The sequence below is a fragment of the Panacibacter microcysteis genome (genome assembly GCF_015831355.1).
In the GTDB taxonomy this organism is placed as follows: Bacteria; Bacteroidota; Bacteroidia; order Chitinophagales; family Chitinophagaceae; genus Panacibacter; species Panacibacter microcysteis.
The window spans coordinates 1,938,188-1,965,131 of the sequence record NZ_JADWYR010000001.1 but is presented as its reverse complement, the minus strand read 5'-3'; the positions used below and the strand labels follow the sequence as shown (position 1 = coordinate 1,965,131).

Genomic DNA, 26,944 nt, shown 5'->3' with positions numbered 1-26,944 from the left:
CCAACTCATATCTTTGCGGCAAATTTCAGAAACCGTATGATATCAGGACGTGTCAAATGCTTATTGGTAGCGGCTTTCAGCTTGTTTTTTACTCATTTTTCAGCACCGGCGATTGCGCAGGAAGAACATGGAGATGCTGCTCATGCTGAAGCGAATCATGCAGAAACGAAAAAAGAAGGCTTTGATGCTCAGGAAGTTATTTTTGGTCACGTGCTGAATGCGCATGAGTTTCATTTTATGGACCTGGAAGGCGAAAATGGAGAAAGTCACCCTGTAACAATTCCACTCCCGATCATTGTTTATTCTCCTGAAAGAGGTTTTACATCTTTCATGTCTTCAAAATTTGAGCATGGGCATGCTATTTATGAAGGTTATAAACTGGAAGAAGGCGTGATAAAAGCTGTGAATGCAGATGGTAGCACAGACGAATCTGTGAAAGTATATGATCTTTCTCTTACAAGAAACGTGGTTCAGATGATACTTGCACTTGTAATTCTTGTGTGGATCATGATGATTGTTGCCGGCAGATACAAAACGGGCCAAGGTGTAAAGACTGCCCCCAGGGGATTACAGAATCTGATAGAGCCCGTAATTACCTTCGTAAGAGATGAAGTTGCAAAACCAAATCTTGGCCACAAATACAGTAGATATTTGCCCTATTTGCTTACAGTATTCTTTTTTATCCTTGTCAATAATATTTTCGGCCTTATACCGGGATCGGCTAATGTAACAGGTAATATTGCTTTCACGATTGTGTTGGGAGTTATTTCATTCCTTGTTATAACATTTAGCGGTAACAAACATTATTGGGGCCATATATTCAATCCTCCTGTACCCGGTGGTATTAAAGTAATTATGATACCGGTAGAAATACTGGGCATTTTCACCAAACCGGTAGCTTTGATTGTTCGTTTGTTCGCCAACATGCTGGCTGGGCACATTATTATCATTTGTCTTGTGTCTTTAATTTTTATCTTTTCGAACATTAGCACCGGAGCCGGGTGGGGCTTCTCTCCCGTTTCAATAGCGTTCGCATCTTTCATATATATTATTGAAGTATTGGTTGCCTTTATACAGGCATTTATCTTCACAAATCTTACGGCTGTATTCATCGGGCAGGCAATTGAGGAAACGCATCATGGAGATGATCACCACGATCAGCATGTAGAAGGTGAAAAGATAACAACTGCTGCTTATGACGATGCAGTTATAGCGTAGTCTTTTTTTAAATCAACATAAAAGAACACAATTATGGACTTATTAACCGTGTTATTAAGCGACGTAGCCTGGGCAAACGCTGGTGGTGCTCTTGGTGCAGGTCTTGCTGCAATCGGTGCTGGTATTGGTATCGGCCAGATCGGTAAAGGCGCTGTAGAAAGCATTGCACGTCAGCCCGAAGCTGCAAACGACATCCGTGCAAACATGATCCTTACTGCGGCTTTCGTAGAGGGTGTTGCACTGTTTGCGGTAATTGCAGGTATCCTTGCAATGTTCGTGTAAACACAAATTTTTTACTGCATCTAAAGCACAGGGCGGCGGATGCAGTAATTTTTAGTTCTTTTATTTTGTATCACAAAACTGGTACTTTATATAATTTGGTTTTAATAGGTCTTTTGATTTAAAAAATGTCGATAGACTATATTAGGATTGATTCAACAAAAAATTAGATTAATAAACAAGCTCCAGTAAAGGAGACGGAGGTTTTTATGCAACTACTTACACCTGAATTTGGCTTGCTGATATGGACACTGATCGCGTTTTTGATTGTGTTCTTTATCCTCGGAAAGTTTGCTTTCCCTGCTATTACCAAAGGTTTAAAAGAGCGTGAAGAAGGAATTGCCAATGCTTTAGCTTCTGCTGATAAAGCAAAAGCTGAAATGGCACAGCTTAAAAATGAAAATGAAGCCCTGCTTGCTAAAGCCAGAGAGGAACGGAACATTTTATTGAAAGAAGCAAAAGAAACGGCCGATAAGCTTATTGCAGACGCAAAAGATAAGGCTAAGAATGAGTTTGACCGTATTATTGCTGAAGCGCAGATAGCTATTCAACAGCAGAAAAATGCTGCTCTAACTGATGTTAAAAACCAGGTAGGCAATCTTGTAATAGAAGTAGCAGAGAAAGTTTTACGCAAAGAGTTAGCAAACAAATCTGAACAGGAGAACTACATTAAGCAATTAGCTGACGGTGTAAAACTGAACTGATTTGAAGATCCGGAATTGAAATGCATCAAATAATGCGTGATTAATTTCAGATTGAGTCATTTTCAAATTAAATTAAATGCCTAATCCACGTTTAGCCGCCCGGTATGCAAAAAGTTTAATCGATCTTGCCACAGAAAAAGGTGAGTTGGAAGTTGTATATGCGGACGCGAAATATCTACAAGCACTTACCAAAGCAAGCAAGGATTTTGCAAACCTGCTGCGTAGCCCGATCATTAAAGCTGATAAAAAGCAAAGTATCATTGATGCAGTAGCGGGTAGTAATGTTTCTGCAATAATGAATGCTTTTACAAAGCTTTTGGTGAATAAAAGCCGTGAAAGTGATTTACCGGAAATCATTGATGCGTTTATTGAGCAATACAATGTCATTAAAGGTATTCATAAGGTTAGGCTTACCACTGCAGTTCCTGTGAGTGATGAGGTGAAGAATGCTATAGTAGCAAAAGCCAAAACAGAGGCCGGGCTGGAGAACGTGGAGCTTGAAACAAAAGTTGATGAACAAATCATTGGCGGCTTTATGCTGGAGTACAATAATAATCTCGTTGATGCAAGTATACTGAGAGACCTGAATGATATTAAAAAGCAATTCAGCCAGAACGTGTATTTACACAACATTCGCTAAGTACGCTACCGGCACAAAGTGCATCGTCAAATCTTCGCATTTGCTGAATAGTGTACCAAAAGTACAAGAGTGCGACGCAAGAAAAGCTACATTGAAATACTGCAGCCTGGTTCCAAAAAACTTTGCTGCTTAGTTATAAAACACAAATAGTAAACAGTTAAATATGGTTCAGATTAAACCCGACGAAATATCAGCGATACTGAGGCAGCAATTGAGCAACTTCAATGCCTCTGCTGATCTTGAAGAAGTGGGTACCGTACTCCAGGTGGGTGATGGTATTGCACGTGTTTACGGATTGAACAACGTTCGTTCCGGTGAACTAGTTGAGTTCGAAAACGGTGTAAAAGCTATTGCGCTTAACCTTGAGGAAGATAACGTGGGTGTGGTTTTGATGGGTGAAAGTAAAGGTATTAAAGAAGGCGACAAGGTACGTCGTACCGGTAAAATCGCTTCTATTAAAGTAGGTGATGGCCTTGCCGGCCGTGTTATTAACACGCTCGGTGAACCAATTGACGGCAAAGGACCGATTGCCGGTGATCTTTATGAAATGCCGCTGGAGCGTAAAGCCCCGGGTGTTATATACCGCGAGCCGGTAAAAGAACCTTTACAAACCGGTATTAAAGCAATCGATGCGATGATACCTGTTGGCCGTGGCCAACGTGAACTGGTAATTGGAGACAGGCAGACCGGTAAAACTGCTATTTGCCTGGATACCATTATAAATCAGCGGGAGTTCTTCGAAGCAGGAAATCCTGTTTATTGTATATATGTTGCAATTGGTCAGAAAGCTTCAACCATTGCCGGAGTTATGAAAACGCTGGAAGACAATGGTGCGATGAAGTACACTACAATTGTTGCGGCAAGTGCGAGTGACCCGGCTCCACAGCAGTTCTACGCCCCGTTTGCCGGTGCTGCAATTGGTGAATATTTCCGTGATACCGGACGCCCTGCATTGATCATCTATGATGACCTTTCCAAACAGGCGGTAGCCTACCGTGAAGTATCATTGTTATTACGTCGTCCTCCCGGCCGTGAAGCTTATCCTGGTGATGTATTCTATCTCCATAGTCGTTTACTTGAACGTGCTGCAAAAGTTATTGCTAATGATTCTGTGGCAAAGAATATGAACGACCTGCCTGATTCTATTAAGCATCTGGTAAAAGGTGGTGGCAGCTTAACGGCTTTACCAATTATCGAAACACAGGCTGGAGACGTTTCTGCGTACATTCCTACAAACGTTATCTCTATTACAGACGGACAGATATTCCTTGAAGGCAACCTCTTTAACGCCGGTATCCGTCCCGCCATCAACGTGGGTATTTCTGTAAGCCGCGTGGGTGGTAATGCGCAAATCAAATCGATGAAGAAAGTGGCTGGCACACTTAAGCTTGACCAGGCTCAGTATCGTGAGCTGGAAGCGTTCTCAAAATTCGGCGGAGATCTTGATGCGGCAACCAAATACGTAATCGACAAAGGCGCACGTAACGTGGAAGTGCTGAAGCAGCCTCAGTTCTCTCCGTTCAGCGTGGAAAAACAGGTTGCAATCATTTACCTTGGTACGCAAGGTTTATTGCGCGATGTTGCTGTTAAAAACGTAAAAGCGTTTGAAGAGCAATTCCTGATGGAAATGCAAAGCAAATTGCCCGAAGTACTGGCTGAATTTAAGAAAGGTAATTTACCGGAAGATGGTATAGCCAAAATGGTTCAGCTTGCTAAAAATATAATGCCTGCTTATAAATAAGCGAGCCCCGATTAATGCAAAAGGCGATGAGTTATCATCGCCTTTTTTATGTTGGTTATGTACTTAACACTATCATTTTACTCAGCACCTGTTGTGTCACTCACTTGTACTGTATACCTGTATGCAGCACGCCGGGCACAATTTCGCCTGCTAGTCTTGTACGTCGTCAGATGGCTTTCCTACCACTTCGTAGCGCGTTGTACCATCCTGTTCTACTCCCTGGTAGTAAGTGTCATTTGCATCCACATAGTAGGTATTGCCGTGCAGTGTTATCGTCTTACAATTTTCCGGCAACTGATCTATGATATCACCTTCCTGAGGAATAAAATTTTGTGTATCATCTGCCTGGGCAGCGCTGTTATTTACTTCACCGTTTTTACCTGTAACAACATATACCCGTTTTCCCTTTTCATTTTCTGTTTCTTTGTAGTATACGCCATTCAACTCGTAAAATTCCTCGCCATTTACTAATACACTTTTGGCGCCACGTGGCAGAGAAGACAATGTAGCTCCCATCGGCGGGTCTGCTACCTCATAGTTGTTATCATCGTACCTGCGATAATAAATGCCATTATATGCATAATAGGGTACACCACCCCAGTAATAAGAGGAATAGCCAAAAGGTAATACACTTATTCGTAAACCAAGTGGTGGCCTGGTCATTCTCCAGTAACTGCCATAAGGTCTGTAATAATAGCCTCCGCTAAACCTGAAATTAATTCCGTGGTATGGATAATAGGCAGGTGGTCTGCTAACAAATGCAGGACCACGGCCAACTACAACCGGGCTCCTGTTTACAACTACCGGCCCCCTGTTCACAATAACCGGGTTTCTGTGAACCACAACAGGATTTCTGTGAACAATTACCCGTCTTTGTCTTACAGGCTGACTAAAAGCCGAGATAGAAAAAAAGGTAAGTATCAGTATTGCTGCAAATCTGTTCATATTTATAGATTTAACAGCATAAAAGACTGCAAATTCACCAGATAGTTTATTAAGATGATTGTTAAATAATACAAAGCCCGGGTAAATAATATTTACCCGGGCTGGTCATATGAAAGTACGGATTAAAATGGTTGGCTAATCTATAATGCGCCAGATTATTTTTGTACAACAATAATATATGGGGGTCTGCATTTTACTTCTCCTGCGCCGTTTTTTGCAGTTGAAAAGTTTGCAGTTGAGACATTAAGATTGTGATTGCTTCCGTCATTTAAAATTACCTGAGATTTTTTTGCCAAAAGCTGTCTTTTCAGCCTTGGCGGAATCTGCGATTGATCCTGGTAATAGTAAAGGCGAAAAGCTATTTTGTTAAGTGTTTTTTTACTTTTATCCGATATCCGATAGTTGAGTACAAAATCCTTGAATGTACCTGGTACAGGATTTGGGCCTAACGCTCCATTTGCAATAGTTTGCCTAAGATTGATATTACCCGTTGCTTTATCTAAAGCAACACCTTGCGGTATTACTTCCTGTCCTGCAAGCGGCTCATCGGTAAATCCATCACCATCATCATCATCGTGGCCATCATCAAATTCGGCATTGGCGCCTGCAGAAAGACCTGGTGTTGAATTGTAAACCGGTTTTGCTACACCGGGATTGTTCTTCAATACATATATACTGTCTGTAAAATCAATCCCCGACACTGTAAGGTATTTTTTACAAGTATCTTTTGTGCCTGCTGGTACAAACCATACGAGGTATTTTAATCCGGTTTCACCTTCTGTTATATCAATGTCTCCGTTTATTGGATTTATCTTTAATTCATCCGGAAAACAACCGAATGTTCCGCTTAACGGTACGGTTGTGTGTATAATATAATCATTCGGTAACTCCTGAACGTAAAAGATTGTATCACCATAACTGAATTGATCACAAACACTAAGTACATTGTCCTGCAACGTGGCAGATAATACTGTTGATTCACTACTGTTCTTAAAATCTGTTTCTTTAGTGCAAGCGGCCATCACAGTAAAAAAAAGACTGCTGGCGTAAAAAAAAGTTTTTGTTTTCATGATTTCAGTATTGGGGTTCAGACAAAAATTCTTCGTATGGCATCCAGGAATCAACAAAGCTATATTATTACTTTTTTGGTATGCAGCCTATTAGTGCTGAACAGGTAAATTATCATTCTGAAATAGTTAGATAAAAGCAAACTAACCATCCTTTTAGGGATGGTTAGTTTATCATCAAGTAATATTAGCGTGGGCCTGCGCTTAATAAAGTACCGTCAGCAGAGAACTGTGCTCTCCAACGTTGACCATTTTGTACAAAATCTGCCTGGTAAACAACCTGGCCATGCTCTCTTTCTACCTGCCACTTTACATTTGTAGCTGTAGGAAAAGTGCTGTTAAATGTAGCCAGCACAGGAGCCGGAACCTGAGAAGCCGGAATATGCCTTCCACCTGCTTTTACAATTACCGCTGCATTGGCTGTGTTGTAACCTGTAAAGCTTGTTGCTGCTAAAAGCATTGCTGCCGCTAAGAATACTTTTTTCATGTTGTTGATTTTTTTTGATTGATTATTTGTTATTGTAGTGTTTTAACACCCTTTACATACTTAGGTAGCAGCAAAGGATCAAAGCGTAATCACTGGTTATATATTTTTTAAAAAAAATATAAAAAAAAAACGGCCGGTGAAACCGGCCGCTTCTTAAAGAAAACTGATTATTTTCTTTTTTGTCCAAGGAAAGTACCATCTGGTGCAAAGCGTGCTTCGTAACGTTGGTTACCAATCATGAAATCTGCTTTGTACTGAAGACCGCTGTCTTCTCTTTCTTTTTCCCACTTAACGTTTGTAGCTGTTGGGTAACGTGCATCAAAGCTTGCCAGTACAGGAGCTGGTACCTGTGAAGCAGGAATATGTCTGCCACCAAATTTGGCAACTACTGTAGCGTTTGCATAATTAATACCTGTAATTGTAGTTGCTGATACAAGCAACGCTGCTGCCAATAAGATCTTTTTCATAATAGCTTTTTTTTTGATAATTAAAGATGTTGTTTTCGTGTTCCTTTTTCGCAAACACATATATAGGTAGCAGCCCAATTTTAAAACGTAACCGCAAAAAAACTTTTTGCAAAAAAGTTTTTCTTACCCATGCAGCCTTTTGTTGGTTAACTTTCCATCTTTATTCATTAACTAATTAAAAAAGAACAATGAAACATTTAGTTAAGGGTTTGGTAGCTGGCTTATCGCTGACGGTAGCTGTTGCGTGCGGCAGCGGAAACAACGCAGGTGAAAACACGGATTCAACAAGCACTACTTCTGCAGATACCAGTTCTTTCGATGTGTCTGCTAACTGGAAAATTGGTACGCAAATGTGGACATTCAACCATTTCACACTTGCACAGGCGCTGGATAAAGCAGATAGCGCCGGCGTTAAAAATGTAGAATGCTATTGGGGTCAGCCGCTGGGTGCAGACATGAAGGGCGAATTTGGTATTAACATGACGGACGATGCAAAAGCAAAACTGAAACAGCTCTTACAATCCAAAGGAATACAGGTTGTGGCAATGGGTGTAATAGCGCCCGCAGACCAGGCCGAATGGGTAAAAGCATTTCAGCTTGCAAAAGATTTTGGCCTTAGCTATATTACATCTGAGCCAAAGAAAGACCAGTGGAACATGATTGACAGTCTTGCCGGCTCATACGGTATTAAAGTGGCCATTCATGAACACGCCAAACCAAATCCTTACTGGCACCCAGATTCTGTACTTGCCGCAATCAACGGCCATCCAAATATTGGCGCTTGTGCAGACCTTGGCCATTGGGCACGCAGCGGTCTCGATCCTGTAGAGTGCTTAAAAAAACTGGATGGCCACGTATACGGCGTTCACCTGAAAGACATTAAAACTTTTGGCGAAGAACATGCTGAAGACACGATTGTTGGCAAAGGCGTAATTAAGTTTGACCCAATATTTGATGAACTTAAACGCCAGCAATTTCGTGGTATGATCTCTATAGAACACGAGTCTAACTGGTTAAACAACCTGCCAGATGTAATAGAAACAGTAAAATTTTATAACGACCAGGTTACGAGACTTAAGTAGTATTTTTAGGTAACCAACGGTTGAATAACTATTAAGCTTTCGTTGTGTCACTCACTTGTACGGCATAGCCCTGGGCATCAACGATACTGCATATACGTACTTCTTATTACTTACAAACTGCAGGTAAGAACATGTATATGTTTACAGAACAACGCAGACCATTGCCGAAACAGGTACTACAGTACAAGAGTGCGACGCAACGAAAGCCAAATAGCAGCAATGCAGCCGGGTTCATAACAATGAACCTGATAACCTTAACCAGTAGCGCATGAAAAACATTTTTACACTGTTACTTTTTTATTCTCTCTCTCCGCTTTTGTTTGGTCAAAAAACAGGTGAACCGGCACCATCTGCAAGACAATTACAGTGGCATGAACTGGAGTTTTACCTTTTTGCCCATTTTGGGCCCAATACATTTACAGACCTTGAATGGGGAAAAGGCAATGAACAGGAAGAAGTATTTAACCCTACACAACTCGACTGCAGGCAATGGTGCCGCATTGCAAAAGCTTCCGGCGCAAAAGGTATTATTATTACGGCCAAACACCACGATGGATTTTGCCTTTGGCCAAGTGCTTATTCCACGCATACCGTGGCACAGAGCAAATGGAAAGAAGGCAAAGGGGATGTGCTGAAAGACTTGAGCGATGCCTGTAAAGAATACAACCTGAAACTTGGTATTTACCTTTCGCCATGGGATCGTAACCACCCAAAGTATGGAACAGCGGATTACAACGAAGTATTTGTTAATATGATGAAGGAAGTGGTAACCCGTTACGGACCTTTCTTTGAATTCTGGTGGGACGGTGCTAATGGTGAGGGCCCCAATGGTAAAAAGCAGGTGTACGACTGGCACAGCTTTGAACAAACTATGCGAACCATAGCGCCTAACACACCAGTGTTTAGTGATATAGGGCCGGACATAAGATGGGTTGGCAATGAAAAGGGTATTGCAGGCAGTACCAACTGGAACATGCTTGACACGGCAGGTTTTAACAGGGGCGAAGGTGCACCCCCAACAGATACACTAACAACCGGAAACTATAACGGGAAGAACTGGATACCTGCCGAATGCGATGTAAGCATAAGGCCGGGTTGGTTCTATCATGCCAATGAAGATGATAAAGTAAAATCTCCGCAGCAGCTTTTTGATCTATATTTAAAGTCTGCCGGCCGCGGAGCTGCCTTATTGCTGAACGTACCCCCTGACAGAAGAGGTCTAATAAACGAAAAAGACAGCGCAGCATTGATAGGTTTTAAAAAACTGCGTGATGAAAGTTTTGCAGTGAACCTTGCAGCCACTGCAAGAAAAGAAACTTACTACGATAACGTATTGTTTAAAAAGCAGTTTTTTGCAGATGGAGATGCAACAACTTTTGAACGAAACATCAACTACCAAAAAACCTCTTACTGGTTGCGTTTTGATAAAGGTCAGCGGCTGAACTGCGTTGTACTAAGAGAAGCGATACAGTTTGGGCAGCATACAAGCGGCTTCAAAATAGAGTTGCTGGATGGCGCCAGGGTGTTGCAAACCATTACCGGCACAACGATTGGAAGGAAAAGAATACTTACATTTCCATCCGTAAAAGCAAGTGCGGTAAGATTTATTATCACCGCTGCAAAAGGCACCCCGGTAATAAGTGAGGTGGAAGTATACAATATTGATGATTCATTGATTGAAACTAAGTAACCAACCTGTATGAAAGAAGAAAGCTATCTGCTGCTAAAGAAGTTATCTTCTGCAAAAAAAGGATTAATTGCTTTTGGATTGGCGGTGTCAGCCTTTTTTGTGGCCGACACCTTTGATATTGATGTACTCTCACAGCTAATGATAAGCTGGAACGTATTCAGCCTGGTAGTTCTGATTATTGACTGGATCGTTTTCTTTAACACACCATCCAAACAAATAAGAACGCAGGCAAGAATTGAAGACAGTTCGAGGGTTACCATTTTTTTCCTGATCATTATTGCAACACTGGCCAGTCTTACGGCTGTTACATTGTTGCTTTTAAGCGGCGATGAAAATCATAAGGCCCTGCACATTGTGGTTGCAGTATCAGGTATGGCTTTATCGTGGGGCACGGTGCATACAATTTTTACAGTACGTTATGCACACATGTATTATAACGACCATGCAACAAAGAAAAACATGCACGCAGGCGGACTTGATTTTCCCAATGAAGGGAAAGAAGATGAAATACATGACCGGCCAGACTTTCTTGATTTTGCCTATTTTTCCTTTGTCATCGGTATGACTTTCCAGGTTTCTGACGTGCAGGTGATAACCAAAAAATTCCGCCGCTTTGTATTATTGCACAGCATACTGTCTTTTGTTTACAATACTGTTATTGTTGCATTAACTATCAATACCCTTGCAGGCCTCAACAAATAATTTTAAGAGCTTAGTTTCCGGGTTTATTCTCCTTTAAAAACCGGTTTCCTTTTTTCAAGGAATGCGGTGGTGCCTTCCACTTTATCGGCTGTAGCAAAACATTCACCAAAAGCATTTACCTCCACATCGAAACCATCCTGCTTTTCACTGAATACGGCATTGGCGGCAGCTATACATTTGGCTACCGCAATTGGCGCCTTTGTTAAAACAACCTGCAAAATCGACAAAGCTTTACCATGTAATTCTTCCTGCGGTACTACGTAATTTACAAGACCAAACTGCAAAGCAGTTGCTGCGTCTATCATGTTGCCGGTTATCATTAACTCAATTGCACGGCCTTTACCTATTAACTGTGTTAACCGCTGTGTACCGCCGTAGCCGGGTAACAAGCCAAGGTTAACTTCCGGTTGGCCGAATTTTGCATTGTCACTTGCCAGGCGAAAGTGGCAGGCCATTGCCAGCTCGCAGCCGCCACCCAATGCAAAACCATTTACGCATGCTATAATTGGCTTAGGTGCGTTTTCTATCTTAAAAAAAACATCCTGGCCCTTTTTGGCAAGTGCTTTACCTTCTTCAACAGTTAGCCCTATAAATTCGCTGATGTCTGCACCTGCCACAAAACTTTTCGGTCCTGCGCCGGTTATAATGGCTGCTTTAATCGTTTCATCTTTGCACACTTCATCAACAGCCATGCTTATTTCTTCCATTACGGTTTTGTTCAGTGCATTAAGTTTATCAGGCCTGTTAACCGTGATGGTAAGAATGCCATTTTCTTTATTGGTAAGCAATGTTTGATACATAGAAGTTATTTTTCCAAAAGTAAAAGATTCTTTTAAAGATGTGCCTGCAACAATCATTCGTTACTTGCTAACTTAGCAGTATGCCTTTCAAATTACATGCGCCATACGAGCCGAGCGGAGACCAGCCGGGCGCCATTCAACAGTTAACCGAAGGATTGATAAATGGCGAAAGATACCAGACACTACTTGGTGTTACAGGCAGTGGTAAAACATTTACCATGGCCAATGTTATTCAGAATGTACAGCGGCCTACACTTGTTCTTACACATAACAAAACCCTCGTGGCGCAATTGTACGGAGAGTTTAAACAGTTCTTTCCGGACAATGCCGTAGGATATTTTGTAAGCTACTATGATTATTACCAGCCCGAAGCTTACCTGCCCGTCAGCGATGTGTACATTGAAAAAGACCTGAGCATAAATGAAGAACTGGACAAACTTCGTTTGCAGGCCACGGCAGCTTTGCTTACCGGGCGACGGGATATAGTTGTGGTTGCCAGCGTTAGCTGTATCTACGGCATAGGTAATCCAACTGATTTTGAAAACGGTATCGTACGTATAGAACGCGGTCAGACCATTTCGAGACAAGGCTTCCTGCATTCGCTTGTAAATAGTTTATACTCGAGAACACAAATTGAATTTAAGCGTGGTACGTTCCGGGTAAAAGGCGATACAGTTGACATCAATTTGCCATACGTGGATTATGGCTACCGCATAACGTTCTTTGGCGATGAAATAGAAGAAATAGAAACCATAGATGTAACCACCAATAAACGCATCGAAAAAGTAGATAACGCAGCTATCTTTCCTGCAAACCTATACATAGCACCTAAAGACATGCTGCAAAGCATTATGCACGAGATCCAGGATGAGATGACAGCCCAGACAGAATATTTTAAAAGCGTGGGTAAACTTATTGAGGCGCAGCGCCTGAAAGAACGTGTGGAATATGATCTTGAAATGATTCGTGAACTGGGATACTGCAATGGCATTGAAAACTATTCACGCTTTTTTGATCGTCGTCATCCCGGCACAAGACCATTCTGTTTACTCGATTATTTTCCAAAAGATTTTCTTTGCATTATAGACGAAAGTCACCAGACTGTTCCACAAGTTGCTGGCATGTATGGTGGCGACAGAAGCCGTAAGCTCATTCTTGTTGATTACGGATTTCGTTTACCTTCTGCCCTCGATAACCGGCCACTCAATTTTCATGAATTTGAAAGCCTCATCGGTCAAACAGTCTTTGTAAGTGCCACACCGGGCGATTACGAACTTGAGCAAACAGGCGGCGTGGTAGTTGAACAGGTAGTGCGCCCTACAGGCCTGCTGGACCCACCTATTGAAATACGACCCAGTGTAAACCAGATTGATGACCTGCTCGATGAAATCGATAAACGTGTAACGAAAGGCGACCGTGTGCTTGTTACAACACTTACCAAACGCATGGCAGAAGAAATGGACAAATACCTGCACCGCATCAACATTAAATCTAAATACATACACAGCGATGTTGATACGCTTGAACGCGTGGAAATACTGCGGCAGTTGCGTTTGGGTGACATTGATGTGTTGGTTGGCGTTAACCTCTTACGTGAAGGGCTTGATCTGCCGGAGGTTTCCCTGGTTGCCATTCTTGATGCTGACAAAGAAGGCTTTTTACGTAATGAAAGATCACTTACACAAACTGCCGGGCGTGCTGCGCGTAACGTTGACGGACTTGTGATCTTCTATGCCGATAAGATGACGGAGAGTATGCAAAGAACAATTGACGAAACAACACGCAGACGTGAAAAACAGGTTGCATATAACATACAACACAACATTACGCCAAAGACAATCAAGAAATCGATTGAGCAAATTATGAAACAGACCTCCGTGCTTGATATCAAAGGCTTTAACGAAAAGAACCCATATGCCATTGGTGCAGATGAAGGTCTTGTGCAACACGCTGCTGAGGAGCAGGAGGTATATAAAACCATTCCTCAAATGGAAAAGGCAATCAGCCAAACAAAGAAACAGATGGAAAAAGCAGCACGTGACCTGGATTTTATTGAGGCTGCAAGATTAAGAGATGAGATGTTTCGTTTGCAAAAAGAGCTTGAAGCAATGAAGTAATTTTATGTACCCGGCAGTAGCATTTTATGGCATCGCCTGTTGCGTCGCACGCTTGTACGTTTGAAACTTTATTGAGCAATGCGAAGACTATTTATGCAGTTATAATAAGTTTCTCTGACCTGCATTTGTACCTGGTATGAAACTCAGCTTCGTCCTGTTGAAGAGCCAACAGAAAGTACAAGTGAGTGACACAACCAAAGCACAATAGTAGCAATATAGCTGACCAAATAAACATTTAAAAAAAAGATCACGCTTTTGCGTGATCTTTTTTATTGTAAACTACCCTTTTTATTGTTTGATGACCTTGATATATTCTACACCATTACTTTTTTGAATCTTTAATGTGTACAAACCTTTTGCAAGTTCACTAGCAGGAATGTTTATCTGTGTTGGGCCTGCATCCACGTTTCTGTTAACAGCTTTTAAAATATTGCCTTGCATATCAACAACAGTTATAGCTACATGCACAGGCTGTTTTTCATTAAGAGTAACGAGAAAGCTGCTTGTAAAAGGATTCGGATAAACAGTGGCCTTTACATTTTGTTTTACTGCATCTGCTGAAACAGCGGTGATGGAAGCATTAGCGCTTAAAGGCTTGTTACCGCCATGCAGATAGAATGAAGAAAGATGATCGGTATAAAACTCTATGTACTTGTATTCTGTACCATATTCTCCACTTGCCTTTTGCCTGATAAAGTTTGTAGCAGCACCGGTAAAGTTTGCTGCGCAGTTATCATTGTTCTGTGTAATATTCAGGTCTTTGATACTGTTAACACCTGAACCAGGTTGCGCTATTAGCCGTTCCAGTTCTTTGTTTGTAATGTATAAACGAACTGCTATTTTTTTGGTTAGTGTACCTACACTTTGTAATGTAAAATTTCTATCAAGGTAATAAGTACCGCCAGCAGATCTTACAGTGCCACTATTTATAAATAGACCACTTGAAACTTCATTAAGATTATTTGTATTGGCATTCACCTGTGCGATCAGTTTATATTTATCGTTTGTCAAAGGCACCCACTTCTGTGTATTATAATTTCCAAAATCGCGGTTGATGGTAAACGGCAAACCTTGCTGGCATGTATTTTCAATGCCTTTACTAACATCAAGATCCATAATACACATGTTAAATGTGGCGTAAGAAAGCAAATCTCCTGTAAACATGCGTATGTAATACGTTGAGTCTTTCTTAAGCAGGTAAGAATATATCTCTTTCGGCATGCCTTGCCTGATGTCTATCCAACCACAATCTACAATACTGGAGAGATCGCATTGTTTACTATAGATATTGAAATACATACCAGGGCGTAAAATACTTTGGTATGGATTTGTATAAACCATATCTGTGAACCGGAACAATTGTGCATGGCCTGTTGCTTTAAACTTCACCCATATATCATCATCTTCAAATGAAACGCCACATGTTTTATAGCCGCCTTTCAATTCCTGTTTGGTCGCACCGATTGTTGTTAATTTTGTTCCGTTACATGCAGTGTCATAAGTTGTAGCAACAATTTGAGTGGCATTACTGCAATCATCATTTGCGGGCGGCTGTGAATAACAATCAACAGAAAACTTAAATGATGAAGGGAAACCAACTGACCTAACTGCTTTTTCAATGATATAATATTCTTTGCCTGCTACCAATGGACCGAAAGAATATTTACTGCCTGCATCGCTTGTGCCAATGCATGTCCAGCCACCCGGACCTATTCGTTCACCGGCTTCTTTGTAAGCAAAGATTACGGACTGTCCTGTATTTACTTCAAGAATATTCAAATTGTAATAACCAGAAGTTGTTGGTGTAAACTTATGGAAGAACTCAAGAGAGTATCCTTCCTGCTCGCAAAATGAATTGGTATATAAACCGGTATTGGCTACAAAATTTTGTTTGATTATTGTACCACAGTTCAGCGTTTCAACTACTGATGTATCGTAGGCAGTTGCAAATTCTTTTATCTGCCAATTGGATTTTTCTGTTGCACCACAAGAACTTCTTACAAAAAGATAATACTGTGTTGAGGCCTGCAAATTGGTAAGCGTTACATTATTACCTGTTGTTACAGTTATTTCCGTTGGCGGCACAGTGTCTTTACTTACACCATATTCAAATGTACTTCCCGCACTTGCTTTCCACGATGCATTTGCAGTACTGGTTGTAATGCTGTTGATATCTACTGTAACGTTCAATGGTTCAAAACAGGAAACTTCTTCTATTACAACATAATCAACATATACATAAGTATAAGTTGTTGGTGTTATACAATGTATACCAAGATGCCTGCCGCCGGAAGTTTTAGGCGTATAGTTGATCTGCATTTTTGTGTACAGTGCAGAATTAAAAGTGGTTGTTTCCAACACTTCTGTTTGTGAAGCAGCAGTGGTATCGTTACCCAACGTAACCTGCAACGTGTTACGGTTGTTTACCTGGTTTTTATAATAGAAAGAAATACTATAACGTTTGCCGACAGTTAAATTAAATTTGGGACTAATGAGCCATGCATCAGCCTGATCGCCATAATAACTGCGGTCCAGAAACATACATTGCAAGCCTTCATAACTGTTGCCATCAAGACTGCGCCAGTTTGCATTACCTGTATAAGGTGTTGACCATCCTGAAGGAGGCAAAGGCACTTTTGCAGATTCGAAATCTTCCTTTAACAATAGTTGTGCAGAAACCTGCAAGCCGAAAAAAATCAGTAGTACCAGCAATAACAAACGGGTAAAGCTCTTTTGCATAGCAGTAATGTTTTGGAGGTTGTGAATAGGTACAAGATAATAATATTACCACAGATTAATCACCTCAATTACCAGTGGAAGCTATGCTATAAAAAAGTATTTGTAATCGCTATTTACCTGTTTCAATAAATGTAATTGCACGCTCAAGCACTTCATCTTTCCCGGCTTGTAAACCAGCAGGAGTAGGCTTTGCAGGTATGTCTATTCTTATACCGCATTGTTGCGTAAGCTTACCATCAGGATATAAAACTTCCATACCCGAAAAGTAAGTCTGAAAACCACCGGGTAATGTTATAGATGTTACATTACCATCTGCACCGGCGGTAGGGCTGCCAATAACAGTTACACGTTTACCCGCAGCTCCCTGAAACATCATGATCGTATATTCGGCCTGGCTCTGGGTTTCTGCGTTGCAAAGCATGATGATCTTTCCTTTATAAGGAGGTTTCGTTTTATCTGCATCTACGATAAAATAATCAGTCTTTACAGTTACCTGTGGCTGCAGGTAAATGCTTTCGTATGTAACATATGGTTTGCCAAATTTAACAGCAACGGAATCATGCACGGCAAGACGTGGCACAATGCTCCATGCTGTTCCATTAGGATAATTCCTTATGTCGAATACAATTGCTTTTGTATGCATGAGTGTGTCGAATAATTTATCAATGCGATCTGTATTCAAAATGTCCATGTTGACATAGCCAATATTGCCAGGCAATATTTCTATGTCTTTGTGTTTATTATAAAAGTTGATTGTTTTATAATCAGGATAAAAATCAGATCTGCTTCTTGTTGCAGGAATAATAATTTGCCTGCCTTTGCGCTGTATGGAGAGTTGTACAATGCTATTTTTTGCACCGCTTAAAAGTATTCTGCCGGTTACATCACGTTCGAAAGTCCACTCATTACTGGCCGCAAATCTTGTCCGGAATTTTTGTTTATATGTATTTACCGGAATACCATCAATGTGCGTTACTTCATCCCACAACCAAAAATCTTTTAATTGTTGGGCAGTGTCTTTTGCAACAATATAATACCGGTTGTCAATTGATTTAATTGACAACGGAACCGTAAAACCGAATTGTGCCGTAACACCGGGCATAGCTGGTAACCGCCCGAAAAAACCATGTGAATCATGTATGCGACTACCCAGATCTCTTATGGTGAAATAGTAGGTTGCCGAGTCAGTGGCATTAATAAAACGTGGAATAAATTCAGTGAGCACGCTATCCCATGATTGTTTGATCAAATGCATATTGGGATTGAAATACCTGATTGCATTCCAATAATTGTATAAACCAAACAAACGGAGCCCGACAGGCACAAACATGTCCTTTTCATGCAAGGTTGGATAAGGATGTATGTACAAAGCAGCACCAACATCTTTTTTATCAGGTGTTGTATTTAATGTAAGGCGGGTACATTGATCGAAGAATGTTTTCTTATCACTTATCTCCGGCATTATAAGATCTGGTCCGCCGATAATATTGCCGTTTTTTGTAAGCAAATCGCCTACACGAATTTTTAGCTTAACACTATCAATATCGGTGACGTAATCAATAGCAATACCATTGGTGTAATCTTCAGCATTTCCTTCAAAAATTATTTTGCATTTGCCTGCTGACTGCAATGCAATGATGTATGCAAGCAACTCTCCGCCGGTAAATTTGTTTACAACAAAACATATGTTACTTTTTATTACCGTTTCTTTCTTATGAGATGGAAATATGTCTGCTGCTGTTGTATACCATCCGGCGCTATAAACGTTGTTGCCAACCGTCTGGTCTTTCTGATCAAGAAAACCGGCCTGGTAACGAAATTGAGACATTGGCAGGCGCAACTGGTCATCTATGATGCTGTTTAAAATTTCTGCACCATACTTTTCTGTGAATGCGTAATCACCGTTTTCGTTGTTTTTATTCCGCAGGTCTAATACAATGCCTTTATAACGTGCAAGATTTTTTAAATTCATCCACGGTAATTTCTTTGCAGTATCATAAACGGCAAAGCCGGTTGGATAGGCGATATATATAACATCTCCTTCCAATTCATAATAAGATGGAATGCTGTCGCTCTCTGTAAAGATTGTAACAGTTGTATTGGCATCATGCATAACATGTGTAAGTGGATCATGAAGTTTTGCCAGCATTTTTGATAAGCCGCTCTTTAAAGTTTCTGCAGATGGATCGTTTGCCAGTGCTTCCGCAACATCTGTTATGAGACTATCTGTTGCAATAGTTCCTCTGGCCATTGCAGGGCTAAAATTGTGCAGCATTCCCCATACTTTCCCAAGTTCTGCAAGCCTTTGTATTTCTGCATTGCTATAATTTTTTTGTGCAAAAGTTGTGAATGGTAAAGAGATGATCAGCAAAAGAAAAAACTTTCTCATGTTATTTGGTTGCGGTGTAAATTGTAAAAAGCTATTATTTGAGACGACTTTTAAAGATTGTACACTACAGCAATTTCAGAATGCCTGCATCATATGCAGAATAAAGATTTGCAGTACAAGTGAGTGACACAACAAAAGCTTAATAGCAGCAATGCAGCCGGCTACATAATCTTATTTATATTCTTTATCTATCTCTGCTATAATCTTGTTTGCCTCATCTATTGTTGCTTTGTATTGTAACAAAATTTCCTCAATTCCATTTGATCTTCGTAAAGCATTTTGCATGTATGGCGTTCTAAGTACCTGCAGCCAGTTGCCATTATCATTTTTATCTACTACAAGATTCTGATCGAGATAGACACCTAAAACACCGGTTTTATAACTATTAAACCCTTGGTTAAGCATGTTTAGAAAAGGAATATTTTCCTGGTAAAAATCAAGTATATCTGCAAGGAGTTCTTTCTGCTCGATTATATCAAGTTTGCCGGAAGCTTTCAGCCCTTCGAAGCGACTTGTATTCGGGCTTAACATTGTTGTATTGTGAAAAAGGAACTTATAATTATTAAGGCTATCGGTATTAAGCGTATCGCCATAAGCAACTTTTGCAAAATACCGTGACCCATAAAGTACCTCCCTGTATGATGCCATATCATTCTTCATTTCCTGCACATCTCTTTGTAAATCTGTACGAAGCCCTGTGAGAAAAGCTTCTGCCTCGTGTCTGTTGTGGCTTTTTTCACTAAGGCCATGCAACCATATGGAAAGGGACACGGCAAACACTATGATGAGTATCTCTACCAGTATTTCCTTCAACTTATGTTTCCAGCCGGTATGCGGATTATTCCATGCTTTGTAAACCGCTTTTGTATGTTTAACAACTTCCTGCTCAGCCATAAAATAATTTTTAATAAGCCCAACAATAATAAATGATTTTCAGGTTTATGTACTGTGATGCTGTTTTATTTTTTTCATACATTTAGTTTCTTACCATAAATGCTTATTATGAGAAAAGCGTTGCTGTTTTTTGCCGTTTCCTTTATTGTTTATATCTCCCATGCACAAAACAAAAGACCTCTTAAACCTGAAGATGTTTATCGCCTTCAGGAAGTAAGTGGTGCACAGGTATCACCAGATGGCAAGTGGGTGGTATATGTTGTAAGTACTGTGGATACCGGTAAAGACGCAAGGGATAATAATTTATGGATGATCAGTTGGGACGGAAAAGAAAAGGTTCAGTTAACCTTTACGAAAGAAGATGAATCCGCCCCAAAATTTAGTCCGGACGGCAGATACCTTTCCTTTCTTTCTTCACGTAAAGATGGAACAGAAGATAAAACAACAGAAGGATTAAGCCAGCTTTGGCTGCTCGACAGGCGTGGTGGCGAAGCAAAAAAAATATCTGCGGTTACAGGCGATATTGATGACTATGTATGGCGGCCCGATGGCAAAAAAATGCTGATGGTTGTTAAAGACCAGGACTTTGCTGATACAGCGGAGTCTGGCATCAGAAAACCATATGTTATGGACCGCTATCATTTTAAACAGGATTACATTGGCTACCTGGACAGGCGCGCCAAACACCTGTACATGCTGGATGTTGAAACCGGTGCGGTTGATACACTTACCAACGGTGTTTATGATGAAACAGAGCCTGACTTTAGCCCCGATGGAAAACAAATTGTTTTTACCAGTAACCGCACGGCAGACCCCGACAAGAATGAGAACACAGATATTTATGCGATGGATGCAACACCCCATGCACCCATAAAACAACTAACCTCATGGGCCGGGCAAGATCATCACCCGTTTTTTAGCCCGGATGGCAAAAGCATCGCATACCTGCAAAGCAGCAGCGATTTGCCATATACCATGTATGGCCATGATATACTTGCCGTAATAAATGCCGGCGGCGGCGCACCAAATCTTCTTTCAAAAGCCGTTGACAGACCGGTAACAAATATTGCATGGAGCAATGATGGTAAATATATTGCTACACTAATGGAAGATGACAGATCGAGTAATGTAGTAGCCTTCGATATATCAACTGGTACAATGAAAAAGTTGTCTGATGGTAAACGTGCCACATTCGATCTTGCTGCCAATCCCGCTGCAGATGGTTGGGTAGCATTGATGAGTGAACCGCAGCTGCCATTTGAACTGTTTGTTGTTGAAAACAGTAGTACCCGACGCCTGACGCATACGCACGATGCTTTTCTTGCCCCGCTACAGTTACCCACCGTAGAAAGTTTCCAGAGTAAGAGCAAAGATGGTACACTTGTTTCGGGCATATTATATAAACCGGCCAATGCAGTTCCCGGCCAAAAGCTACCTTTTGTATTGTACATACATGGCGGTCCTGTGGCGCAGGATGATTATGAATTTGATATTGTTCCGCAAAGCGTTGCCAGCGCCGGGTATGCAGTTGCGCAGGTCAATTATCGTGGCAGCAGCGGCCGTGGCGTAGACTACATTAAGGCCATTTATGCTGACTGGGGCAATAAAGAAGTAATGGACCTTATGGGTGCCGTTGATTACCTGGCTGGCCAGGGCATTATAGATGAAAACCGCATGGGTTTGGGGGGATGGAGCTACGGTGGTATTCTTACAGATTATATTATCGCATCAAACACACGTTTTAAAGCAGCATGCAGCGGTGCGGGAAGCGCTAACCAGCTAAGTATTTACGGCACTGACCAATACATTACGCAGTACGAAATGGAGCTTGGTGTACCATGGAAAAATATTGATAAATGGATAAAAATTTCATACCCGTTCTTTAAAGCAGACAAAATAAAAACACCCACTTTATTTATGGCTTCGCAAAATGACTTCAATGTGCCTGTTGCAGGTGCAGAACAAATGTACCAGGCGCTTAAAAGCAATGGCATTCCAACCCAGCTAATCATTTATCCAAAACAAAATCATGGTTTAAATATTCCGAGTTACGAGGTTTTTAAATACAAAAACTATATCAACTGGTTTAATAAATACCTGCAATAAAAGGCAATGATGGGCCAGGCATTTAGTTAAGCATTGAGCTTCCGTTGCGTCGCACTCTTGTACTGTATAATGCTATTGAGCACTCAGGTTCAGTCTTCATTATGGCATTAGACCAGCTTTTAATAAGAGATGCAGGTTCACATGGCTGAATAAAGAATAAAGCGCATAAGAGTGCGACGCAACCAAAGCTTAATAGTAGTAATGCAGCCGGGTACAAAAACAAAAAGGCAGCAGTTTTAATAAAAACTGCTGCCTCTAATATGTTTGGGATAAAACTACATACGTTTTTCCTTGATTCTTGCGCTTTTACCGCTACGGCCTCTGAGGTAGTACAATTTAGCACGGCGTACTTTACCTACTTTATTTAACTGTACAGAATCTACGTTTGGAGAAAAGAAAGGAAATACCCTTTCTACGCCCACGCCATCAGATATTTTACGTACAGTAAAAGTGGCCGTAGCGCCTGTACCCTGTAATTTCACAACGTCTCCACGAAAACTCTGGATACGTTCTTTACCACCTTCCACAATTTTATAGTTAACGGTGACATTGTCACCAGCTTTAAACTTTGGAAATGTTTTTTTTGCAGTAAGCTGCTCGTGTACAAATTGAACTGCTGCGTTCATGACTTAAAATTTAAGGACGGCAAAGGTAAGGAGTTTTACCTTAACTCAATGCCTTTATTTATAATTTTTTACCTCGCTACGTTAACCGCTCGTTTTTCGCGGATCACTGTAACCTTTATCTGACCGGGATAGGTCATTTCTGTCTGTATCTTTTGTGCTATCTCGAAGCTCAGTTTGTCGCTGTCTGCATCGCCAACTTTATCGGCTTCAACAATTACACGCAACTCACGGCCCGCCTGTATGGCATAAGCTTTTTCCACACCAGGATATGCGATAGCAAGATTCTCGAGGTCTTTTATACGTTGAATGTACTGTTGCATTATTTCACGCCTTGCGCCTGGCCGTGCACCGCTGATGGCATCGCAAGCCTGTATGATGGGTGAAATAACATATTGCATTTCCATTTCATCGTGGTGTGCGCCGATAGCATTTACCACTGCAGGGTTTTCGCCATATTTTTCGGCAAGCTTTGCGCCGAGCAATGCGTGGCTCAGCTCAGTTTCTTCATCCGGCACCTTGCCTATATCATGCAGCAGGCCTGCACGTTTAGCCAGCTTTACATTAAGACCCAGCTCTGCAGCCATAATACCGCAAAGATTTGCTGTTTCGCGGCTGTGCATCAGCAGATTCTGCCCATAGGAAGAACGAAAGCGCATTTTTCCTACAATTCTTACCAGTTCTTTATGTAAGCCGTGTATGCCTAATTCTATTACTGTCCGCTCTCCTATTTCCATTACCTGCTCTTCGAGTTGTTTGCGGGTTTTTTCAACCACTTCTTCTATACGTGCGGGGTGAATACGGCCATCTGCTACGAGGCGTTGTAAACTTAACCGTGCAATCTCACGGCGAAGCGGGTCAAATGAAGAGAGCACGATTGCTTCTGGGGTATCATCTACAATAAGATCTACCCCGGTAGAAGCTTCAATTGCGCGGATATTACGTCCTTCGCGGCCGATGATCTGGCCTTTGATCTCGTCGCTTTCGAGGTTAAAGACCGTAACGGTGTTTTCGATTGTTTGCTCTGCTGCAGTACGTTGAATGGATTGAATAATAATTTTCCTGGCTTCTTTATTAGCTTTCTGCCTTGCATCTTCAATAATTTCCTGCTGCAGCGCCAGCGCCTGTGTCTGGGCTTCATGCTTAAGGCTTTCCACCAACTGGGATTTTGCTTCGTCTGCTGTTAGTCCGGCAATCTTTTCCAGGCGGCGAATATGTTCTTCCTGGTGTTTTTCGAGCTCATTGCGCTTTTGGTTAACTACTTCAATCTGGCGATTCAGGTTTTCTTTAATTGTTTCATTTTCGCGAATCTGTTTGTCAAGAGCGGTATCTTTCTGATTGATGCCAATCTCTTTTTGTTTAATCCGGTTTTCAGCGTCGCTCATTTTCCTGTTCCGGTCTAAAACCTCCTTGTCGTGCTCTGCTTTTAATTGTACAAACTTTTCTTTTGCCTCCAGTATTTTCTCTTTTTTTATAGTTTCTGCTTTCAACTCTGCTTCTGAAACTATTTTCTGAGCCTGCGCATTTGCGTCATCTACCTGCTTTTGTGTGTTCTTCGCAAAAATAAACTTACCTGCAACTATACCTATAATCAGTGCAATCAAACCAATTATAATATACACAACATTCTGATCCATGCTTTTGGGTTTTTAAATAATTCTTTCTAGATGTCATAACCTTTATCATTCTCAAGATAAACGGTAATCTGCGAAGATAATTAAAGGATTAAAATAACAATCGATTAGTATATTCCAAATTATGGAAATGAAATTCCACTTATCGGAAGCATTATGAAATAATATATTTATAACAATTTGTTTTATAATTACACATTATAAAATTTAAATATGGTATCTGATTTGCCTTAATATAATCAGTCCGTTTTTAGTACCGTCCCCTTCAAAACTCAAATGTATCCCTCTTCCGAAATCTTTTGATAAAAGCCCTGTCCGGGGCTTTTATTCTTTGAGAAATTTTTTTATGTTTTACACTTTATTCCCCCGCAAAAAATCCTGTACAGCCATCCTCTTTTTACCTTCCAGTTGTATATCGTTTGCATAAATGTATCCATCCTTACATGCAAACTTTATGTAGGTTTTGTGATCGGTTGTCACACTACCTGCGGCATCGTTTAAGACTGTCTTTTCTTTTGACGACTTATAAATTTTAAAAGTTTTTCCATTTAGCATTGTGTACGCTCCGGGAAAGGGCGAAAGCCCTCTTATTAAATTATGAATGTCATCCACACTTTTAGTCCAGTCTATTTTACATGTTTCGGTGAAAAGCTTAGGAGCATGTTTCAGATCATTGCTTACCACCTTTTGAGGTGCTTCTGCAAGCTTACCACCGGCCAGTTTTTGTATTGTTTCTACCAACAGGGCTGCTCCAACCTCTTTCATTTTATCATGTAACTCTCCTGCGGTTTCATTTTCATGTATAGGAATGGTTCTTTGCAGCAAAATATTACCAGTATCAATTTCGTGTTGCAGTTTGAAAGTTGTTACGCCAGTTTCTTTTTCACCATTTATAATTGCCCAGTTTATGGGTGCCGCACCCCTGTATTGTGGCAGCAAAGATCCATGCACGTTTATAGTTCCCATAGGAGGCATGTTCCATACCACTTCCGGTAACATGCGGAACGCTACTACAACCTGTACATCTGCCCTGAGCAACTGCAACTGCTGCAGGAAGCCAGGATTTTTTAATTTTTCAGGTTGCAGTACCGGGATGCCTTTTTCAACGGCGTATTTCTTAACGGCGCTTTCCGTCATCTTCATGCCCCGGCCGGCAGGCTTATCCGGCGCTGTAATAACACCTGCGATATGGTACCCGTTTTCAACCAATGCTTTTAAAGAAGCTACAGCAAATTCGGGAGTACCCATAAATACAATTCTTAGATCCTTTTGCATACTGCAAAAGAACAATTGTAAATCTATACCGGAAAATATGAGACGGTTAAAAGTCTGTGTAAAGCAGGTATTTTTTCCTGGTGGCTTTAAAAGCATTCAAAGCGGGCTGCCAGCTTGCGCATATTTCTTTTGCAGACAGGCCATCTTTTATTTGCTGCATCAATGTTTGATTACCGGCAAGCTTGTTAAAAAAATAGTCAGATGGATCTGCATCAATCTTCCTGGGTAAGATGAAAAAATGGGCCTTATCGGGAAAGAGCCGGTAGGCATTGATCAACCAATCGAGCTGTACCTGCGCCGGTGCTTTTAAGCCTGCAATGTTCCATCCGTAACAGCGCTTATCTTTTAGTTTGGGCTCCTGTGCGCCTGCATTGGTTTTTGGTGTAAATGCATATAGTGAGTCTGGCAGATCCGGATGACCAAAGATGCGAAAAGGGTACTCTGTACCCCTGCCCTCGCTTAAAACAGTCCCTTCAAAAAAACAAGTGGAAGGATACCAGTAGATCGCATTCATATCTGCGAGATTGGGTGATGGTTTTACTGGTAATATATACCGGCTTTTATGTGTATAGTTTTTGCATTTTATAACAGTAAGCCTGAAGTTGTTGTGCTCTTCCTCAAAACCGAGGACTTCAGCCATTGAAATTTTGCCATCACTCTTGCGGGAAGTTTTCCAGGGCAACATATTTTCTCCCAATAACATCTTCGCGTATTCGCCTATTGTCATTCCGTAAACCACAGGTACAGGCTGCATACCTACAAAGCTTTTGTAGCCCGGCTCTAGCACCGGACCATCTACATAGAAGCCGTTGGGATTTGGCCTGTCAAGTATTATTAACGGTAAATTATTTTCTATGGCACCTTCAATAAAATACTGCAACGATGAGATAAAGGTGTAGAAACGTACGCCTACATCCTGTATATCAAACAGCAGAACATCTACATCGTTTACATCTGTACCGGCGGGTTTTACTTTGGCACCATACAACGAAACGACTGTAATTCCGGTGGTTTTATCTACGTATGTTTTGATATGCTCGCCTGCATCTGCCGTTCCACGAAAACCATGCTCCGGTGCAAATATTTTTGTGATAGTTACGCCAAGTTTTTTTAACGTATCCACGAGATGTGTATTGCCAATAACAGATGTTTGATTGGCAAATATTCCTACCCGTTTGCCCTTTAGTAATGGGATGTATTCATTTAGCTGGTACGCACCGGGGTATATGTTTGCATGATCTGCAGATTGTGCGAACAGCATTACGGGAAAGAAAACTGCCAGTAAGAACAACATTTTTTTATACATGCCTGCAACTTATAAAGGGCGAAAGTTAACTAAAAATAA

Annotated in this window: 22 protein-coding genes; 10 read left to right on the top strand and 12 right to left on the bottom strand. The window is 41.1% G+C overall.

Annotated features, from left to right (window positions below):
- Window positions 1–36: 36 nt before the first annotated feature.
- The 5 genes from atpB to atpA all read left to right on the top strand — a co-directional run bounded on the left by atpB (window position 37) and on the right by atpA (window position 4,582).
- On the top strand, window positions 37–1,218 hold the full coding sequence (gene atpB, locus I5907_RS07930; RefSeq protein WP_196990179.1) for a F0F1 ATP synthase subunit A: 1,182 nt from the start codon (window positions 37–39) through the stop codon (window positions 1,216–1,218).
- Between the two features lie 33 nt (window positions 1,219–1,251).
- The gene (gene atpE, locus I5907_RS07925) at window positions 1,252–1,500 is read left to right on the top strand and encodes an ATP synthase F0 subunit C (protein WP_196990178.1); all 249 of its coding nucleotides are present in this window, start codon (window positions 1,252–1,254) and stop codon (window positions 1,498–1,500) included.
- 206 nt (window positions 1,501–1,706) lie between these two features.
- On the top strand, window positions 1,707–2,201 hold the full coding sequence (atpF, locus tag I5907_RS07920; protein ID WP_196990177.1) for a F0F1 ATP synthase subunit B: 495 nt from the start codon (window positions 1,707–1,709) through the stop codon (window positions 2,199–2,201).
- Between the two features lie 76 nt (window positions 2,202–2,277).
- Window positions 2,278–2,841, top strand: a complete 564-nt coding sequence (gene atpH / locus I5907_RS07915) for an ATP synthase F1 subunit delta (RefSeq protein WP_196990176.1) — start codon at window positions 2,278–2,280, stop codon at window positions 2,839–2,841.
- 163 nt (window positions 2,842–3,004) lie between these two features.
- Window positions 3,005–4,582 (top strand): F0F1 ATP synthase subunit alpha, encoded by a 1,578-nt coding sequence (gene atpA / locus I5907_RS07910; protein WP_196990175.1) that lies wholly within the window; start codon window positions 3,005–3,007, stop codon window positions 4,580–4,582.
- Between the two features lie 150 nt (window positions 4,583–4,732).
- Here atpA and I5907_RS07905 read toward each other — a convergent pair whose 3' ends face one another.
- From I5907_RS07905 to I5907_RS07890, 4 genes are all read right to left on the bottom strand, one after another.
- Window positions 4,733–5,527 carry a DUF6515 family protein gene (locus tag I5907_RS07905; RefSeq protein ID WP_196990174.1) on the bottom strand — a complete coding sequence of 265 codons (795 nt, stop codon included), beginning with the start codon at window positions 5,525–5,527 and terminating at the stop codon, window positions 4,733–4,735.
- 155 nt (window positions 5,528–5,682) lie between these two features.
- Window positions 5,683–6,597, bottom strand: a complete 915-nt coding sequence (locus I5907_RS07900) for a hypothetical protein (RefSeq protein WP_196990173.1) — start codon at window positions 6,595–6,597, stop codon at window positions 5,683–5,685.
- Window positions 6,598–6,781: 184 nt separating this feature from the next.
- A complete protein-coding gene (locus tag I5907_RS07895; RefSeq protein WP_196990172.1) occupies window positions 6,782–7,081 on the bottom strand; it encodes a hypothetical protein in 300 nt (99 codons plus the stop codon).
- Window positions 7,082–7,248: 167 nt separating this feature from the next.
- Window positions 7,249–7,548 carry a PepSY-like domain-containing protein gene (locus I5907_RS07890; protein WP_196990171.1) on the bottom strand — a complete coding sequence of 100 codons (300 nt, stop codon included), beginning with the start codon at window positions 7,546–7,548 and terminating at the stop codon, window positions 7,249–7,251.
- Window positions 7,549–7,736: 188 nt separating this feature from the next.
- Between I5907_RS07890 and I5907_RS07885 the strand changes: the two genes are divergently transcribed.
- From I5907_RS07885 to I5907_RS07875, 3 genes are all read left to right on the top strand, one after another.
- Complete coding sequence (locus I5907_RS07885; RefSeq protein WP_196990170.1) at window positions 7,737–8,630, top strand: sugar phosphate isomerase/epimerase family protein; 894 nt, start codon at window positions 7,737–7,739, stop codon at window positions 8,628–8,630.
- 268 nt (window positions 8,631–8,898) lie between these two features.
- Window positions 8,899–10,320, top strand: coding sequence for an alpha-L-fucosidase (locus tag I5907_RS07880; RefSeq protein ID WP_196990169.1), 1,422 nt, complete (start codon window positions 8,899–8,901; stop codon window positions 10,318–10,320).
- A gap of 9 nt (window positions 10,321–10,329) precedes the next feature.
- Complete coding sequence (locus I5907_RS07875) at window positions 10,330–11,022, top strand: DUF1345 domain-containing protein (RefSeq protein WP_196990168.1); 693 nt, start codon at window positions 10,330–10,332, stop codon at window positions 11,020–11,022.
- Between the two features lie 23 nt (window positions 11,023–11,045).
- Here I5907_RS07875 and I5907_RS07870 read toward each other — a convergent pair whose 3' ends face one another.
- Complete coding sequence (locus tag I5907_RS07870) at window positions 11,046–11,822, bottom strand: enoyl-CoA hydratase/isomerase family protein (RefSeq protein ID WP_196990167.1); 777 nt, start codon at window positions 11,820–11,822, stop codon at window positions 11,046–11,048.
- Window positions 11,823–11,902: 80 nt separating this feature from the next.
- On the opposite strand from I5907_RS07870, the gene uvrB reads away from it, so the two are divergent.
- Window positions 11,903–13,939 (top strand): excinuclease ABC subunit UvrB, encoded by a 2,037-nt coding sequence (gene uvrB, locus I5907_RS07865; protein ID WP_196990166.1) that lies wholly within the window; start codon window positions 11,903–11,905, stop codon window positions 13,937–13,939.
- 288 nt (window positions 13,940–14,227) lie between these two features.
- Here uvrB and I5907_RS07860 read toward each other — a convergent pair whose 3' ends face one another.
- The 3 genes from I5907_RS07860 to I5907_RS07850 form a co-directional block, all read right to left on the bottom strand.
- The gene (locus I5907_RS07860) at window positions 14,228–16,678 is read right to left on the bottom strand and encodes a T9SS-dependent choice-of-anchor J family protein (protein ID WP_196990165.1); all 2,451 of its coding nucleotides are present in this window, start codon (window positions 16,676–16,678) and stop codon (window positions 14,228–14,230) included.
- Between the two features lie 109 nt (window positions 16,679–16,787).
- Window positions 16,788–19,067: a S41 family peptidase gene (locus I5907_RS07855; RefSeq protein WP_196990164.1), complete on the bottom strand. Its 2,280-nt coding sequence runs from the start codon at window positions 19,065–19,067 to the stop codon at window positions 16,788–16,790.
- Between the two features lie 171 nt (window positions 19,068–19,238).
- Window positions 19,239–19,961 carry a hypothetical protein gene (locus I5907_RS07850; protein ID WP_196990163.1) on the bottom strand — a complete coding sequence of 241 codons (723 nt, stop codon included), beginning with the start codon at window positions 19,959–19,961 and terminating at the stop codon, window positions 19,239–19,241.
- A gap of 108 nt (window positions 19,962–20,069) precedes the next feature.
- Between I5907_RS07850 and I5907_RS07845 the strand changes: the two genes are divergently transcribed.
- Window positions 20,070–22,067, top strand: coding sequence for a S9 family peptidase (locus I5907_RS07845; RefSeq protein WP_196990162.1), 1,998 nt, complete (start codon window positions 20,070–20,072; stop codon window positions 22,065–22,067).
- A gap of 275 nt (window positions 22,068–22,342) precedes the next feature.
- On the opposite strand, the gene rplS is transcribed toward I5907_RS07845, so the two are convergent.
- The 4 genes from rplS to I5907_RS07825 all read right to left on the bottom strand — a co-directional run bounded on the left by rplS (window position 22,343) and on the right by I5907_RS07825 (window position 26,905).
- On the bottom strand, window positions 22,343–22,693 hold the full coding sequence (rplS, locus tag I5907_RS07840; protein ID WP_196990161.1) for a 50S ribosomal protein L19: 351 nt from the start codon (window positions 22,691–22,693) through the stop codon (window positions 22,343–22,345).
- A gap of 68 nt (window positions 22,694–22,761) precedes the next feature.
- On the bottom strand, window positions 22,762–24,327 hold the full coding sequence (gene rny, locus I5907_RS07835; RefSeq protein WP_196990160.1) for a ribonuclease Y: 1,566 nt from the start codon (window positions 24,325–24,327) through the stop codon (window positions 22,762–22,764).
- 348 nt (window positions 24,328–24,675) lie between these two features.
- Window positions 24,676–25,599: a methionyl-tRNA formyltransferase gene (gene fmt / locus I5907_RS07830; RefSeq protein WP_231401994.1), complete on the bottom strand. Its 924-nt coding sequence runs from the start codon at window positions 25,597–25,599 to the stop codon at window positions 24,676–24,678.
- A 46-nt stretch (window positions 25,600–25,645) separates the two neighbouring features.
- Window positions 25,646–26,905, bottom strand: coding sequence for an exo-beta-N-acetylmuramidase NamZ family protein (locus I5907_RS07825; protein WP_196990159.1), 1,260 nt, complete (start codon window positions 26,903–26,905; stop codon window positions 25,646–25,648).
- Window positions 26,906–26,944: the final 39 nt, after the last annotated feature.

Bases quoted from the DNA above. Each gene is read 5' to 3' on its own strand.
- I5907_RS07900 (WP_196990173.1), bottom strand. From the start codon at position 6,597: ATGAAAACAAAAACTTTTTTTTACGCCAGCAGTCTTTTTTTTACTGTG.
- I5907_RS07845 (WP_196990162.1), top strand. From the start codon at position 20,070: ATGAGAAAAGCGTTGCTGTTTTTTGCCGTTTCCTTTATTGTTTATATC.
- I5907_RS07850 (WP_196990163.1), bottom strand. From the start codon at position 19,961: ATGGCTGAGCAGGAAGTTGTTAAACATACAAAAGCGGTTTACAAAGCA.
- I5907_RS07890 (WP_196990171.1), bottom strand. From the start codon at position 7,548: ATGAAAAAGATCTTATTGGCAGCAGCGTTGCTTGTATCAGCAACTACA.
- I5907_RS07860 (WP_196990165.1), bottom strand. From the start codon at position 16,678: ATGCAAAAGAGCTTTACCCGTTTGTTATTGCTGGTACTACTGATTTTT.
- I5907_RS07905 (WP_196990174.1), bottom strand. From the start codon at position 5,527: ATGAACAGATTTGCAGCAATACTGATACTTACCTTTTTTTCTATCTCG.
- uvrB (WP_196990166.1), top strand. From the start codon at position 11,903: ATGCCTTTCAAATTACATGCGCCATACGAGCCGAGCGGAGACCAGCCG.
- I5907_RS07875 (WP_196990168.1), top strand. From the start codon at position 10,330: ATGAAAGAAGAAAGCTATCTGCTGCTAAAGAAGTTATCTTCTGCAAAA.
- atpB (WP_196990179.1), top strand. From the start codon at position 37: ATGATATCAGGACGTGTCAAATGCTTATTGGTAGCGGCTTTCAGCTTG.
- I5907_RS07885 (WP_196990170.1), top strand. From the start codon at position 7,737: ATGAAACATTTAGTTAAGGGTTTGGTAGCTGGCTTATCGCTGACGGTA.
- I5907_RS07855 (WP_196990164.1), bottom strand. From the start codon at position 19,067: ATGAGAAAGTTTTTTCTTTTGCTGATCATCTCTTTACCATTCACAACT.
- atpH (WP_196990176.1), top strand. From the start codon at position 2,278: ATGCCTAATCCACGTTTAGCCGCCCGGTATGCAAAAAGTTTAATCGAT.
- rny (WP_196990160.1), bottom strand. From the start codon at position 24,327: ATGGATCAGAATGTTGTGTATATTATAATTGGTTTGATTGCACTGATT.
- atpE (WP_196990178.1), top strand. From the start codon at position 1,252: ATGGACTTATTAACCGTGTTATTAAGCGACGTAGCCTGGGCAAACGCT.
- I5907_RS07880 (WP_196990169.1), top strand. From the start codon at position 8,899: ATGAAAAACATTTTTACACTGTTACTTTTTTATTCTCTCTCTCCGCTT.
- atpF (WP_196990177.1), top strand. From the start codon at position 1,707: ATGCAACTACTTACACCTGAATTTGGCTTGCTGATATGGACACTGATC.
- I5907_RS07825 (WP_196990159.1), bottom strand. From the start codon at position 26,905: ATGTATAAAAAAATGTTGTTCTTACTGGCAGTTTTCTTTCCCGTAATG.
- I5907_RS07895 (WP_196990172.1), bottom strand. From the start codon at position 7,081: ATGAAAAAAGTATTCTTAGCGGCAGCAATGCTTTTAGCAGCAACAAGC.
- I5907_RS07870 (WP_196990167.1), bottom strand. From the start codon at position 11,822: ATGTATCAAACATTGCTTACCAATAAAGAAAATGGCATTCTTACCATC.
- atpA (WP_196990175.1), top strand. From the start codon at position 3,005: ATGGTTCAGATTAAACCCGACGAAATATCAGCGATACTGAGGCAGCAA.
- fmt (WP_231401994.1), bottom strand. From the start codon at position 25,599: ATGCAAAAGGATCTAAGAATTGTATTTATGGGTACTCCCGAATTTGCT.
- rplS (WP_196990161.1), bottom strand. From the start codon at position 22,693: ATGAACGCAGCAGTTCAATTTGTACACGAGCAGCTTACTGCAAAAAAA.